The organism is Phaeovulum sp. (assembly GCF_047638075.1).
Taxonomy (GTDB): domain Bacteria; phylum Pseudomonadota; class Alphaproteobacteria; order Rhodobacterales; family Rhodobacteraceae; genus UBA6197.
On the sequence record NZ_JBLJBV010000097.1, the window covers coordinates 1 to 14,541 of the forward strand.

General features: G+C 60.1%; 13 protein-coding genes. 2 read left to right on the forward strand and 11 right to left on the reverse strand.

Going from position 1 to position 14,541, the window contains the following annotated elements; genetic code table 11:
- Positions 1-157: 157 nt before the first annotated feature.
- The 6 genes from ACM62R_RS14310 to ACM62R_RS14335 form a co-directional block, all read right to left on the reverse strand.
- Complete coding sequence (locus ACM62R_RS14310; RefSeq protein ID WP_415184743.1) at positions 158-1,132, reverse strand: branched-chain amino acid ABC transporter permease; 975 nt, start codon at positions 1,130-1,132, stop codon at positions 158-160.
- Between the two features lie 8 nt (positions 1,133-1,140).
- Positions 1,141-2,028, reverse strand: a complete 888-nt coding sequence (locus ACM62R_RS14315) for a branched-chain amino acid ABC transporter permease (protein WP_415184719.1) — start codon at positions 2,026-2,028, stop codon at positions 1,141-1,143.
- A gap of 73 nt (positions 2,029-2,101) precedes the next feature.
- Positions 2,102-3,301: an ABC transporter substrate-binding protein gene (locus ACM62R_RS14320; RefSeq protein WP_415184720.1), complete on the reverse strand. Its 1,200-nt coding sequence runs from the start codon at positions 3,299-3,301 to the stop codon at positions 2,102-2,104.
- Positions 3,302-3,349: 48 nt separating this feature from the next.
- Entirely contained in the window at positions 3,350-4,087 is a 738-nt protein-coding gene (locus ACM62R_RS14325) for an ABC transporter ATP-binding protein (protein WP_415184721.1), read from the reverse strand.
- Entirely contained in the window at positions 4,084-4,830 is a 747-nt protein-coding gene (locus ACM62R_RS14330; RefSeq protein ID WP_415184722.1) for an ABC transporter ATP-binding protein, read from the reverse strand. The genes ACM62R_RS14325 and ACM62R_RS14330 overlap by 4 nt, the downstream gene beginning before the upstream one ends.
- A gap of 284 nt (positions 4,831-5,114) precedes the next feature.
- Positions 5,115-5,822, reverse strand: a complete 708-nt coding sequence (locus ACM62R_RS14335; protein ID WP_415184723.1) for a GntR family transcriptional regulator — start codon at positions 5,820-5,822, stop codon at positions 5,115-5,117.
- Between the two features lie 118 nt (positions 5,823-5,940).
- On the opposite strand from ACM62R_RS14335, the gene ACM62R_RS14340 reads away from it, so the two are divergent.
- Together ACM62R_RS14340 and ACM62R_RS14345 are read left to right on the forward strand one after the other, a co-directional pair.
- A complete protein-coding gene (locus ACM62R_RS14340; protein WP_415184724.1) occupies positions 5,941-7,296 on the forward strand; it encodes a glutamine synthetase family protein in 1,356 nt (451 codons plus the stop codon).
- On the forward strand, positions 7,296-8,609 hold the full coding sequence (locus ACM62R_RS14345) for an NAD(P)/FAD-dependent oxidoreductase (RefSeq protein ID WP_415184725.1): 1,314 nt from the start codon (positions 7,296-7,298) through the stop codon (positions 8,607-8,609). The genes ACM62R_RS14340 and ACM62R_RS14345 overlap by 1 nt, the downstream gene beginning before the upstream one ends.
- Before the next feature lie 48 nt (positions 8,610-8,657).
- Here the strand turns inward: ACM62R_RS14345 and ACM62R_RS14350 are convergent, their stop codons facing one another.
- The 5 genes from ACM62R_RS14350 to ACM62R_RS14370 all read right to left on the reverse strand — a co-directional run bounded on the left by ACM62R_RS14350 (position 8,658) and on the right by ACM62R_RS14370 (position 14,445).
- On the reverse strand, positions 8,658-8,978 hold the full coding sequence (locus tag ACM62R_RS14350; RefSeq protein ID WP_415184726.1) for a YidH family protein: 321 nt from the start codon (positions 8,976-8,978) through the stop codon (positions 8,658-8,660).
- 158 nt (positions 8,979-9,136) lie between these two features.
- Positions 9,137-9,919, reverse strand: a complete 783-nt coding sequence (locus ACM62R_RS14355; RefSeq protein ID WP_415184727.1) for a 3-hydroxybutyrate dehydrogenase — start codon at positions 9,917-9,919, stop codon at positions 9,137-9,139.
- Complete coding sequence (locus ACM62R_RS14360; protein ID WP_415184728.1) at positions 9,916-11,085, reverse strand: patatin-like phospholipase family protein; 1,170 nt, start codon at positions 11,083-11,085, stop codon at positions 9,916-9,918. Before ACM62R_RS14360 ends, ACM62R_RS14355 begins: the two co-directional genes overlap by 4 nt.
- Positions 11,086-11,226: 141 nt before the next feature.
- Complete coding sequence (locus ACM62R_RS14365) at positions 11,227-12,861, reverse strand: MFS transporter (RefSeq protein ID WP_415184729.1); 1,635 nt, start codon at positions 12,859-12,861, stop codon at positions 11,227-11,229.
- 171 nt (positions 12,862-13,032) lie between these two features.
- The gene (locus ACM62R_RS14370; protein ID WP_415184730.1) at positions 13,033-14,445 is read right to left on the reverse strand and encodes an FAD-binding oxidoreductase; all 1,413 of its coding nucleotides are present in this window, start codon (positions 14,443-14,445) and stop codon (positions 13,033-13,035) included.
- Between the last annotated feature and the right edge of the window lie 96 nt (positions 14,446-14,541).

Sequence of the window (14,541 nt, forward strand, 5' to 3'; positions counted from 1 at the left end):
TGCGAAAGATGCTGCTGGGAAGCCAGACCGCGGAAGTGCTGGTCAAGACGCCGATTCCGGTGCTGGTCGTTCGCTAGGCGAAAGCCAGGCTTGGGAACTGGTGTCTGGCGGTTTATTCTAGCCTAGTACCGCCCCCACCAACCCCTTGGGTTTCGTTTCAGAGCGGCCGCTTGAACCAGCGTGCCAGAACCCCCACGATTCCTTCGCGAAACAGCAACACACCGATAACGAATGCCGCGCCTTGGATGATCGTGACCCAGGCGCCAAGGCTGGCAAGGTAATTCTGCATCGCCACAATCAGCGTCGCCCCCGCAATCGGCCCAAAGACCGTGCCCATGCCGCCCAATAGCGTCATCAGAACCACCTCGCCCGACATCGACCAATGCACATCGGTCAGCGAGGCAAGCTGAACAACCTGGCTTTTCGTGGCCCCCGCCAGCCCCGCCATCGTGGCTGAAAGGGTAAAGACGATCAGCTTGTAGCGGTTGACCTGATAGCCCAGCGATATCGCCCGCGGCTCATTTTCGCGGATGGCTTTCATCACCTGACCAAAGGGCGAATGAACGACGCGGTACAAAAACAGGATGCCGCCAAAGGTGATGACCAGCACAAAGAAATAAAGCGCCGTGTTGCTTTGCAGTGAAAACAGGCCAAACAGATCGCCACGCGGAACAGATTGGATACCGTCCTCTCCGCCGGTAAAGCTGGCCTGAAGCGCAAAGAAATAGACCATCTGCGCAAAGGCCAGCGTCACCATCGCGAAATAGATCCCCTGCCGCCGGATCGACAGCGCGCCAATGGCCAGCCCCAGCACGGCGGCGGCGGCGGTTCCGGCCAGCACGGCCAGTTCAGGCGTCAAGCCCCAGACCTTGGCGGCATGGGCCGCGACATAGCTCGCGCCGCCAAAATAGGCCGCGTGGCCAAATGACAGCAGCCCGCCAAAGCCCAACAGCAGGTTGAACGCGGCAGCAAACAGCGCAAAACACATGACGTTCATCAAGAACACCGGGTAAACCACGAACGGCATCGCAACCATGAACACCAGCAGCACCAGAAAAATGACCCGGTGCAGGGCCGGCATACCGGCCTGGGCGGGCTGTGGGCGCGACGGCGCGGTCGTATTGGTTTTCATGACCGACATCACGCAGACCTCCCGAACAGCCCCTCGGGCTTGATTAACAAAACGATTGCCATGATGACAAAGATCACCACGGCCGAGCCTTCCGGATAGAAAACACGGGTCAGCCCCTCGACCAGGCCAAGACCGTAACCGGTGACAATCGCCCCCATGATTGACCCCATGCCGCCGATCACCACCACCGCAAAGACCACGATGATCATATCCGCACCCATGTTCGGGTTGACCGCATACATCGGCGCCGCCAGCACCCCGGCAAAGCCGGCCAGCGCAACGCCAAAGCCGTAGGTCAGCATGATCATCAGCGGCACGTTGATGCCGAACGCCCCCACCAGCGCGGGGTTTTCGGTCGCGGCGCGCAGATAGGCGCCCAGCCGGGTTTTTTCAATCATGAACCAGGTGCCAAAGCAGACCACAACCGAGGCCACCACCACCCAGGCGCGGTAAGTTGGCAAGAACATGAAGCCCAGATTATACCCACCCGACAGCGATCGCGGAATCTGGTAGGGCAGGCCCGAAATGCCGTAGGCGTTGCGAAACAACCCCTGCAGGATCAGCGCAAGGCCAAAGGTCAGCAAAAGCCCGTAAAGATGGTCCAGATGGTAAAGCCGCGAAATCATCAGCCGTTCCAGCACGATGCCAAAGGCGCCAACGATCAGCGGTACCAGAATAAGCGCGGGCCAATAGCTGATGCCAAGGTAATGCAGCAGCATCCAGCCCACGAAAGCGCCCATCATGTATTGGGCACCGTGGGCAAAATTGATGATGTTCAGCAGCCCAAAGATGACCGCCAGACCCAGGGATAAAACCGCATAGAACGACCCGTTGATCAGGCCCAGCAGCAGTTGCCCCATCAGCACCTGTGGCGCGATTCCCAATAGTTCGAACATATACGGACCCCAGTTGGCGGCGGCGGTTCAAATGGGCGGCACCCCGAAAGGGATGCCGCCTCAGGCCATGGCCTTATTTTTTGGTAAAGTCGCACTCATCCAGCATCGGCAGGAAGGCATCTTCACCGCTGATTGTGGCGATCTGATTGTAGAGGTCCCATTCACCCGTCGAGTCTTCGGGTTTTTTCACTTCGAACAGGAACATGTCGTGGATCGCGCGCCCGTCACCACGGATGTAACCCTTGCCAAACAGCGGGTCATCAAACGGGGTTTCTTTCATCTTGGCGGCCACGGCCAGATTGTCCGTGTTGCCAACCGCTTCGACGGCTTGCAGATAGTGCATTGCCGAAGAATAGACCCCCGCCTGCACCATTGTCGGCTTTGATCCGTGAATGGCCTCAAAGCGCGTCGACCATTCGCGGGTTGCATCGTTTTGATCCCAGTAGAACGCTTCGGTCAGCGACAGGCCCTGCGATGTCTGCGGGCCCAGTGCATGAACGTCAGTCACAAACATCAGCAGCGCGGCAAGTTTCTGCCCCGCCTGCGTGATGCCGAATTCTGACGCCTGCTTGATCGCGTTCACCGTGTCGCCGCCCGCATTGGCAAGGCCGATCACATTCGCGCCGCTGGCCTGCGCCTGGAGCAGGAACGACGAAAAGTCGGTGGCGGGGAACGGCACGTTCACGGTGCCCACAACCTCGCCGCCGGTTGCTTTGACGACGCGCGCGGTCTGGTCTTCCAGGGAATGGCCAAAGGCATAGTCGGCGGTCAGGAAAAACCACTTTTTGCCGCCCGCCTCGGTCATCGCCTTGCCGGTGCCATTGGCCAGCGCGGCGGTGTCATAGGTCCAGTGAATCGTGGTCGGCTTGCACTGTGCGCCGGTCAGATCCGTTGCCCCTGCCCCCGAATCTATCAATAGCCCGCCCATCTGGTTGCTGATTTCAGCCACCGCCAGCGCCACAGACGAGGTGGGCACGTCAAAGATGGCATTGACCTTGTCAACCTCATACCACTGCCGCGCAATGTTTGAGCCGATGTCAGGCTTGTTCTGGTGGTCGGCCGAGATGATTTCAACCGCAAGGCCCTTTTCGGCGGCCTTGAAATCCTCGACGGCCATGCGCGCCGCAACAACCGAGCCTTCGCCCGACAGGTCGGCATAGACGCCCGAACGGTCATTGAGCACGCCGATCTTTACCTGAATATCCGCCGCCAGCACCGGCGAGGTCGCCAGCGCAGCAAGCGAGATGCCCCCCAACAGTATCCGCTTCAACATGGATCGTTCTCCCTTTGTTATGCGCAATGCGCTTTTATCCTGGGTATTTCAGACGCCCAGATAGGCGTGCAGCTTGTCCAGGTTCTGGTCCAGCGCGGCATTGGGGATCATGTCGATCACCTGACCTTGCTCGACGACATAATGGCGGTCAGCGACCGACGCGGCAAAGCGCAGGTTCTGCTCGACCAGGACAATGGTAAAACCCTCTTTCTTCAGCTCGCGGATGGTGGCGCCAATGTGCTGCACGATGACCGGGGCCAGACCCTCGGTCGGCTCGTCCAGCAGCAAAACGCGCGCGCCGGTACGCAGGATGCGGGCAATCGCCAGCATCTGCTGTTCGCCCCCCGAAAGTTTGGTGCCCTGACTGCGGCGACGCTCCTTGAGGTTGGGAAACAACTGGTAAATCCGTTCAACCGTCAGGCCACCCGCCGCAATCCGGGGTGGCAGCATCAGATTTTCCTCGACGTTCAGCGACGAAAAGATGCCGCGTTCTTCGGGGCACAGCGCAATACCCAGCCGCGCGATATGGCGCGGTTGCAGGTCGATCGTCTCAACCCCGTTGAACCGAACCGAGCCGGCACGCCGCGGCAAAAGCCCCATGATCGCCGCTAGGGTCGAGGTTTTTCCCGCACCGTTGCGCCCCAAAAGCGTGACAACCTCGCCTTCTTTCACGTCAAAAGTGATGCCGTGCAGCACATGGCTTTCGCCATACCAGCCGTTCAGATCCTGCACCGCCAACAACGCATCGGTTGCCGCTGTCTGGTGCAGTTTCGCGGTTTTGATCATGCTTCCGCTCCGATATAGGCCTCGATCACGGCGGGCGATTTGGAGACCGTTTCATAGTCGCCCTCGGCCAGAATTTCGCCGCGCGCCAATACGGTAATCCGGTCCGACAGGTCTGCCACCACCGAAAGGTTGTGTTCCACCATCAGCACGGTGCGGTTCTTGGCGACCTTTCGGATCAGTGCCGAAATCCGGTCAACATCTTGCTGGGTCATGCCCGCCATCGGCTCATCCAAAAGCAGCATACCGGGATCAAGCGCCAGCGTCGTTGCAATTTCCAGCGCGCGTTTGCGGCCATATGACAGCTCTGCGGCGCGATGATTGACGAATTCGGTCAGCCCAACCTCGTCAATGCGGGCGCGCGCATCGTCATCATAGCGGCTTAGTGCCTTTTCGCTGCGCCAGAAATCAAAGCTTTCGCCGCGGCGGCGTTGCAGCGCGATCCGCACGTTTTGCAGCACGCTGAGATCCGAAAACACCGCCGAAATCTGAAAGGACCGCACCAGCCCCAGCTGCGCAATATCAGCAGGCGACATGCGTGTGATGTCACGGCCCTTGTAGGTTATCCGCCCCGATGTCGGCTGTAGGAATTTGGTCAAAAGGTTGAAACATGTGGTTTTGCCCGCGCCGTTCGGGCCGATCAGCGCGTGGATCGTGCCTTCCTCAACCTCAAGGGTGACGTTGTTGACCGCGACAAAGCCCTTGAACTCTTTCGTCAGCCCTTCGGCTTTCAGTATCACACTCATGAAAAGGCCAACCCCACACGCAGGGCGGTCGCGTCAGTCGACTGCATGATGTTCCCCCCAGCGATCAAACCGGTTATTTTTGTTGTTGGGTAGATGTTTGCGCGACTTTGCCCAGTTGTCAATGCCGGTGTGGGCGCGTGACGTAGCGAAAGATCGGCAGGCTTAATGCGCGCGCATTATCAGGGGTGGGTCGCCCAAAATGATATCACAAAATTGCCCCGGATAGGCCAGAACAGGCCGGATGTTTGCCGGGTGCTGCCCCCCATTTGCGAGTGATCCAGCGCTTAATCGGGTCTCGACAGCGTATCTGCCGCGCAGTTTTGCAGGAATTGCTTTCCAGATCTGTAGATTCCGTCCCGGATATCTGCCTCGATTGCGACCGAAAGGGCGATGGCGTCGCGTGCCCTCAGCGCGCGGATGATTTCCTGATGGCGGTCGATCACATAGTATTCCAAGCCGGTCTCTATGACCTGCCGCTGAAACGGGCCAAGCTGCATCCAGATGCTTTCAATGATCGGCATTGCCACCTGATGCGGGTTGGCGGTGTAAAGTTGGCGGTGGAATTGGTGGTTCAGAACCGTCAGGTGCGATGGGTCGTGGTTTTCAATCGCCTGGTCCATCCGAGTGTCCAATTCGACAATTTCGTCGATCAAAATCTCGGATACATAAGGCAATGCACGCACTGCGGCGTAGGATTCGATCGCGCCTCTAAGGCTGAGGATTTCTTCAAACCTGGCGGGCGTCATGGCGGGAATCTGCATCCTGCGGTTGCCCAGCACCTCAATGGCGTGTTCTGAACTAAGCCGGCGGACGGCCTCGCGGATGGGTGTGGGGCTGCAAGACAGAACTTCGGCCAGGCCGCGGAAGGTCAGCGTGGTTCCCGGCTCTATCGCGCCGGTCATGATAGCGGCGCGCAACCTTTGGTAAACGCCTTCCTGATCAGTGATCCCCGGCGCAAGCGGAACTTCTGGAATCTGTGGGAATTGGGCCATGGCGCTTTTCATCCTGTGGTGTTGGGCTGTCGTCCTATTGGAAAATACAGTTGACCTGAACCTGAGTATGATAGTATCTGACATAATACTATCACAAAATTAGACCTGAGGGTGCAATATGCAAGATCACGATCACCTTGAGTGGCTGCGCCAGCAGGACGGCATCGACCACATTTTTGCCACAATCTGCGACCTGAATGGAACGCTGCGCGGCAAACGGATTGATGTGGCGCAGGCTGACAAGGTTCTTGACGGCAGTGTGCGGATGCCGTTGTCGCTGGCCGGGTTGGATATTTGGGGCGAAGACATCGAGGTTAGCGCGCTGGTGTTTGAAACCGGCGATGCCGACGGTATTTGCCGCCACACGGGGCGCGGTATTCTGCCGATCAACTGGACGTCGCAGCCGACCGCGCTGATCCCGCTGTGGCTGTTCGAAGAGGATGGCAAGCCATTCCTGGGCGATCCGCGCCACGCACTGAACAGCGTGGTCCAACGCTATGCCGAACGCGGCCTGACCCCGGTTGTCGCCACCGAGTTGGAATTTTATCTGGTGGATCCAAGCGAGCCAACACCGCAGCCGCCACATTCCCCGGTCACGGGCCGCCGGCTTGACTCTGACGGTGCCCTGTCGCTGGACGATCTGGAACATTTCGACGCCTTCCTGAACGATGTCTACGCCGCGTGTCATGCGCAGGGCATCCCCGCCGATACCGCCATTTCCGAAAACGGCGCTGGCCAGTTTGAAATCAACATGCGCCACATTGGCGACGCGCTGCGCGCCGCTGATGACGCGGTCCTGTTCAAGCGTCTGGTGCGTGGTATCGCCCGCAAGCACGGCTTTGCGGCGACGTTCATGGCCAAACCCTACGGCTTTCGCGCCGGTAGCGGCTTTCATGTGCATTTTTCGCTAGAGGACAAAGACGGCAACAACGTCTTTGACGATGGCGGCGAAGCTGGCTCCGCGATAATGTCGCATGCGGTTGCGGGCTTGCTGCGCACGATGCAGGAAAACACCCTGGTCTTTGCGCCGCATGAAAATTCGTTCCGCCGCCTTTTGCCGGGCATGCACGCGCCCTCCAGCGTGGCCTGGGGCTATGAAAACCGCACCGTGGCCGTGCGTATCCCCGGTGGCCATCACAAGGCCCGCCGGATCGAGCATCGCGTTGCCGGTGCGGATGCCAACCCCTACCTTGTGCTGGCCAGCATTCTGGGGGGCGCCCTTTTGGGCATCGAAGAAGCATGGGAGCCTGCCGAGGCCCTTGTTGGTGACGCCTACGAAATGGCGAAAGAGCTGCCCCACCTGCCGCTGGACTGGGCCTCAGCGATCCAGGCGTTCAAGGCGGGGGCGCATGTGCGTTCAATCTATGCGCCGCGTCTGCAAAGGATGCTGGTGGATTGTAAACGCCAGGAACAGTTACGATTCACGCGGCAGGTCACTTCTTTTGAATATGACAGCTATCTGGAGACAGTCTGATGAACGCGCTCAGCAAAAATTCCTATGCCGGCAACGGCCAACACACCACCAGCTATTATGCCGCCTCGGCCAACCCCGCGCCCGAAAGGCCGCCGCTGACCGGTCAGGTCACGGCCGATATCTGCGTCGTGGGCGCGGGTTATAGCGGGCTTTCCACCGCGCTGCACCTTGCCGAAAAAGGCCATAAGGTCGTTATCGTCGAAGGCGCCCGCGTGGGCTGGGGCGCCTCGGGGCGCAATGGCGGGCAGATCGTCAATGGCCTGAACGCCAGCTTGCAAACCATCAAGAAACGCTACGGTCAGGATACGGCGACCTTTGTGGCCGGCATGGTGCAAGAGGGTGGCCAGATCATCCGCGAACGCATCGCCACCTATGATATCAAATGCGACCTGAAAGAGACCAACGTTTTCGTGGGTCTCACCGCCGCGCATATGCGCGAGTTGGAAGAGCGTCGCGCGCTATGGGCCAGCTACGGCATCAAAAATCAGGAAATGCTGGACCGCAATCAGCTGCGCAAGCATGTGAATTCCGATCTCTATGCCGGCGGCCTGATCGACTATTCCGGTGGTCACATGCACCCGCTGAACCTTGCCCTGGGCGAGGCGGCGGCGTTTGAATCGCTGGGGGGGGTGATCTATGAAATGTCGCCCGTCATCCACGTCAACACCGATGCCGCGCAGCCGGTTATCAAAACCGCCACCGGGCAAGTCACCTGCAAAACGCTGGTTTTGTGTGGCAACGCCTATCTGGGCGGCGTCGTGCCGACCCTTTCAAAGCGGGTGATGCCCGTTTCAACGCAAGTTATGGCCACCGAACCCCTGGGCGAGGAATTGGCCCGTTCGCTGATCCCCGGTCAGGGTTGCGTTGAAGATATTCGTTACATCCTCGATTATTACCGGATGTCGGCTGATAATCGCCTGCTGTTCGGTGGTGGCACGGTTTACGGTGGCGCAGATCCGCGCGACATCGAGGCAAAGCTGCGCCGCAACCTGGACAAGGTATTCCCGCAGCTGAAATCAAAGCGGGTCGATTATGCCTGGAGCGGGAATTTCGCGCTGTCGTTCAGCCGTGTGCCGCAAATGGGCCGGATTGGCGCCAACACCTACTTTGCGCAGGGCTACAGCGGCCATGGTGTAACCGGGTCGCACACTTATGGGCGCATCCTGTCCGAGGCGATCAACGGCGATCTTTCGCGCTTTGACGTGTTCGCGGGCCTGCCTTGGTATCCGTTCCCCGGAGGGCGCGCGCTGCGGGTGCCTTATTCCGTGGTTGGGTCGTGGTGGTATGCCTTGCGCGACAAACTGGGCGCCTAAAACCACGCCTTGGACACTGAAAGCTGACGGGCGGGCGGGCCCCGTCTGTCAGCCAACGGTAATCACGAAACTACCCAAAAGCGCGAAAAGCGCGACGATCACCAGTAAAAGAAACAGATCTGCCAGCCCGGAATCGTCGGGTAGGTGGTCGGGTAGATCAATCCGCTTGCGCGTATGGCGCATCCGCAACCAGGCGATCACGATTACCCCCGCCCCTGCCCCCAGCATCAGATATTCAGCCCAGGGCGTGGGCGGCTGGTCGCTTAGCCGCGCGGCGGCAAGGCCAAAACCGACAATCGCCACCGCAGTACGCACCCACGACAGGAAGGTTCTTTCGTTTGATGCGTGGGTTTCAAAATTCACGATCATCGCCCGCCCTATCCTTTCAATCCCCGAAACCGGATCGCGCCCCGCAGTTTGTTTTCACACCGCGTCTTCGGGATAAAAAGCCGCCGGTATCGCGCAAAACCCGCGATACCGGCCCAGCAAAATGACCATAGCCCTGCAAGGGCCGTTGCGGCCAGTGCCTAGTTCATGAACCAGCCGTGGCTGACCACCAGCGATTGACCGGTCAGGGCGTTGGTTGGGAAAGCCGCGAACAAATGGGCCACTTCGGCCACATCCTCGATCGTGGTGAATTCCTTGTCGACGGTGTCGCCCAGCATCACCCTTTCGACCACCTCTTTTTCCGAGATACCCAGATCACGGGCCTGTTCGGGGATCTGCTTTTCCACCAGCGGCGTTTTGACAAAGCCGGGGCAGATCACGTTGGCGCGCACGCCATGTGCGGCGCCTTCCTTGGCAATCACGCGCGCCAGCCCCAACAGACCATGCTTGGCCGTGACATAGGCAGATTTCAGCGGTGACGCCTCTTTCGAGTGGACCGAGCCCATAAAGATCACGGTGCCCGAGCCGGCCTTGTACATATGCGGCAGGCAGGCCTTCGTGGTCAGGAATGCGCCATCCAGATGAATGGCCAGCAGCTTTTTCCAATCTTCAAAGGGGAATTCTTCCATCTTGTGAACAATCTGGATGCCAGCGTTTGAGACCAGCACGTCAATGCGGCCCCATGTATCAACCACCTTTGCAACGCCCGCGTTTACCTGCGCCTCATCAATCACGTTCATCTCGACGGCGATGGCCTTGCCCGGCCCTTTGGCGTTCAATGCGTCAGCCGCCTTTTGCGCCGCGTCCAGCCGCAGATCGGCAATCGCAACCCGTGCGCCGTCCGCAATGAAGCGTTCGGCAATGCCGTGGCCAATGCCGCTGGCGGCCCCGGTGATCAGGCATACCTTGTCTTTCAGATTCATTTTGTAGCTCCTTTTCTAATGGGGGTAACGTTTTGGGCCAACTTGGGGTGCGCGCCTTTATGGCTGGGCACGGCGCCGCCAAGGTCAAAGACCTGAAGCCCGTCTACCCCGATCTGCCGCGTTTTCCACATGTCGTGCGACAGGGTGTGTTTCACGTCGGCCATGCCGATTGCCCAATGTTCGGCCATGGTCATGCGTGAAAATTCGTAATCCTTGGTGCCGCTTTCAAAGCCCTCCTTACGGTGGATCAGATGCGCGATCGTGACCGGGCAATGGGGGCCGCTGGCGCGCAAAAAGGCCAGATCAGGGTCTGATTGCAGCTCTTTGGGCAGCTTTTCGGCCAACCGGTCGGCGGCGGCGCGAATGTCGTGCAGCTGTCTGAAACGGTCGGTTGTCAACCGGGTCCGGCTGGAAAAGCGGACATCCATCAGACGTTGTTCCACCTCGGCAATGTTTTCGGGGCGCGGCCCGTTGGCGCTGAAAAGGTCGATCTGAAAGATGCACATCGGGTCGGTCGCGGCATGTTCCATCACATATTGCAGCGGCGTGTTCGAGACCAGCCCGCCGTCCCAATAAAGCCGCCCGTCCACCTCGACCGGGGGAAAGCCGGGCGGAAGCGCCCCGCTGGCCATGATGTGTTCAGGCCCGATACGGGTTTCGCTGCTGTCAAAATTGGTAAAGTTGCCGGTTTCCAGATCAACCGCCTCGACGCTGATCCGGGGGCCGGAGTCATTCAGATAGGTGAAATCCACCAGCTCTGTCAGCGTGTCAAAAAGTGGCGAGGTGTCGTAATAGCTAAGCGGCTGCACCGGGTTCCACGGCCAGAAGGTCAGCGGATTGCGCGGCACGAAAAACCCCGGCGCCCCCGTGACCGAAACCACCGCCGAGGCGTATTGCGCATAGGCGCGGCGTGATTTCTGGCCCATTATCAATGGATTGAGCGCGAGGTTGGCGCTGACCCTTTCCCAAAATGTCCGCAGACGTTTAACCCGGCGTTCAGGCGGGTTGCCACAAATGAGGGCGGCATTGATCGCCCCGATCGAGATGCCCGCGACCCAGTCCAGATCGAAACCCTCTTTGGCAAGCCGCTCAAAGGCGCCGGCCTGATAGGCCCCCAGCGCACCCCCCCCTTGCAATACCAGAACATTCAACTCTTTAGGGGCCATAAGGTATCTCCATGATCAGGCGTCAGTCGGGTGGCAAGTTTGGGATCCCTAAACCACAAAGGCAACCCGAGGCTTTCATGAACCTTACTGTGGTGACAAGTTCGCCGGTTTCCCATCGCGTTGGGGCCCGGCGTGGCGGCATCATGGCACCGGGTCTTTGCCCTGCGGCCGCCGTGGCAGATCATCACGCCGGGGAACCGCCTGACGTTCGATCATCCGGTGCACGCGCACCGGGCGCGGGCCTTTGTGCAGCTCCATCAGGCGTTCGGTCACGCCCAGATCAGCCAATGTGCGCCGCTCATTATGGCGGATGTATTCAACCCAGGTGGGCACATGGTAGCTTTCGGTCCAGATATCGGGGTTTTCCAGATCCCGCAGCAAGGTCCATTGCTGCGCCCCATCCCGAATGCGGATCCGTCGGCGCAGATTCATGGTCGCCAGAAAACTTTGCACGTCTTCTTGCGCAATTTCATAGTAGATCATGATCAGGATCGGGCCGCTTCGCCGCGTCAGTTCCAACTGCAATGGCGGTTCGGTAAACTGGTTCAGCGGGTCAAGGTTGGTTTCGCCAAAGTCCGGCAGCGGCGCCGGGATGCCGATGACGGCGCCGATGATCAGCACCCCGGCGGCAACAAGAAGCGCGGTATCCGTGCCGAACGTCTCGGACATTTCGCCCCAGATCCAGCTTCCGCTGGCCATGCCGCCAAACACCCCGGTCTGATAAAGCGCCAATACCCGCCCCACAACCCAACGCGGCGTCGAAAGCTGCATTGTGACGTTGAACAGCGACAGCGCCACAACCCAACACGCCCCCGCAACCAGCAAGGCGGCGCCGGCGATGACCGCGCTGGTCATGAAGGCCAGAATGGCCGTGCTGCCCGCAAAGCCAAAAAATGCAATCTTGGTGATGCGCTCATTATGGAAACGGGCACGAAGCCGGGCGTTCGCCAGGGCGCCAACAACCGCCCCCATCCCAAAACAGCCCAGCATGACCCCGTAAAGAAACGCGCCCCCGCTTAGATGATCGCGCACCACAATCGGCAACAGTGCCTGAATAGCCACCGCAGATAGCCCAAACACAAAGCCGCGCATAATGACCCGCAGCAGGTTGGGCGACATCGCAACATAGCGCAGGCCCGCCGCAAAAGCCCCGCCAAAGGGTTCGCGCGGCAACCGCCGGGCCGCAACCGCTGGCCGCCACGCCAGCAGCGCCCCGATGATGGCGAAATAGCTGATGGCATTGACCGCAAACGCCGCCGCCACCCCTGCAATCGCAACAATCGCCCCGCCCGCAGCCGGGCCGATGCTGCGCATCATGTTAAAGCCCATACTGTTCAGCGACACCGCCGATGACAGATCATCGCGCGGAACAATATCCCCCATCGAGGCCTGCCAGGACGGATTGTGCAGCGCCGTGCCGCAGCCGATCAGAAAGGTGAACCCCAGCAACAGCCACGGCGTCAGCAGCTCATTATAGGCCAGAAACGCCAGAACGAATGACACAACCAGCATGAACCCCTGCGCCACCAGCATCACCCTGCGCCGGTCGAAATTATCGGCAAAGACCCCTGCCGCCAGCGAAAAGATCATGATCGGCAGCGTGACCGAAGATTGCACCAGCGCGACCATGCTTTGCGATTGCGACAGCGTGGCCATCATCCAGGCCGCACCAACGGCCTGCACCAACCCGCCAAAGTTCGAGGCCAGCGCCGCGATCCACAGCACGCGAAAGGTCCGGTTGCGAAATAACGCCAGCGTGGATGTGGTTTGCGGCACCCGAAACGTTCCTTTTCCGATCAACCCCGCGATTTCTCGCCGGATCACGCGCCATGTTGTGCGATTCAGCGGTGTGCGTCCATAGGCATTGCGCGATCAGGGGCCGGATCTGCGCCTTGTCTGACCTATCTGCAATCAGGGGTAAAGGCGGTGCCGATCCGGGGCTTGCGATCAGGACGGTTCGAGATTGGGTGATAACGGCAAGACTTTGCCGGGATTCATCATTTTGTCGGGATCAAAGGTCTGTTTGACGCTGATCATTGCGTGCAGTTTTACACGGTTTACGGTGGCCATCAGGCTATGGACACGTTTCGCCCCCACCCCATGCTCTGCCGAGAATGACCCGCCAAGCGCGCTGAGGGGCGCATATAAGACCTCTTCCACCGCCGCCAGAAGGTCAGGCGCCAGCGGGCCGGCGCGGTTCAGGACAATATGCAGGTTCCCGTCAGCCAAATGGCCAAAAACATAGGGCGAAATGCCGCCATCCAACCCCGCCAGCCCCTCTTGGACCCGCTCCAGATAGCCCGCGATTTCTGACTGGGGCACAGACACGTCATAAGACGGTGCCGCGGCATGTTTGCGGTACAGCTGGAAGGTGTCCTCGCGGAGCTGCCACAGATCGGCCTCTTGCCGGCCTGATGCCGCGATGATGCCGGTTGTGGTGGGGTAAGCCTCGGCCATCATGCCAAAAAGGCGCAGCGCCTCGGCCTGTAAATCGGCCTCTTGTGCGCCGCCCAGCATCAGCAAAAGGTTGACGGGCTGATCCAGCGGAAAGGACGGCTCTGACCAGCCCTGCGCGCTGGCCGTCAGCTGGATGTAGGATTGCCAAAGCGCCTCTGCCGCGCGCAGATGGCCAACGTCTGAACTGATCGCCTGGCCGATCGCGGCCAGCGCCGCCCCGACATCGGGCAGGCCCAACAGCAGCGTGGCCGTGGCGCGCGGCACCGGTTCCAGCTTTATCACAACGCGGGTGACGACCCCCAGCGTGCCCTCGGCCCCGATCAGCAGGTGTTTCAGATCATAGCCCGCGGCGTTCTTGACCACGCGTGTCATGTCAGAATAAATCTGCCCGTCAGGCAGCACCGCTTCCAGACCCAACACGCGGTGCCGCATCACCCCGTATCGAAACGCCATGATCCCGCCCGCATTGGTTGAGACCATTCCGCCGATTGTCGCTGTGCCGCGTGCGGCAAGGTCAATGCCCGGTTCCAGCCCATGCGTCAGGGCCGCCGTTTGCAGCGCGTGCAGCGTAACACCGGCCTCGACCACCGCCACCCGCTCTTCGGGATAGATCGCCCCGATCCGGGCCATCCGCGTCAGCGAAAGCCCGATTTGCCCCGGCTCTGACTGGCTACCCCCGACCAGCCCGGTGCGCCCGCCCTCGGTCACAACCGAAAGCCCGAATTGGCGGCAGATCCGGATAACGGCGGCGACTTCCTCGGTCGAGGCGGGAAAGGCGATCAGGCTGGCGCCCCGGTCTGGCCCGGTATCGCGTTTGACATGCGCCGCCCCGATGGCGGCCGCAAGGGCCTGTGCTGCGGCTTTGAGGTCGCCGTGAACGGCGCGATCAGGCGGGCAAGTCATCATATATTCCACAGGGTTGCCGGTTTCGGGCACGACTACCAAAGTAGTATCCAACCCGTTTCCAATGCGGTAGCCGAAATGCGGCGCAAGACCCCG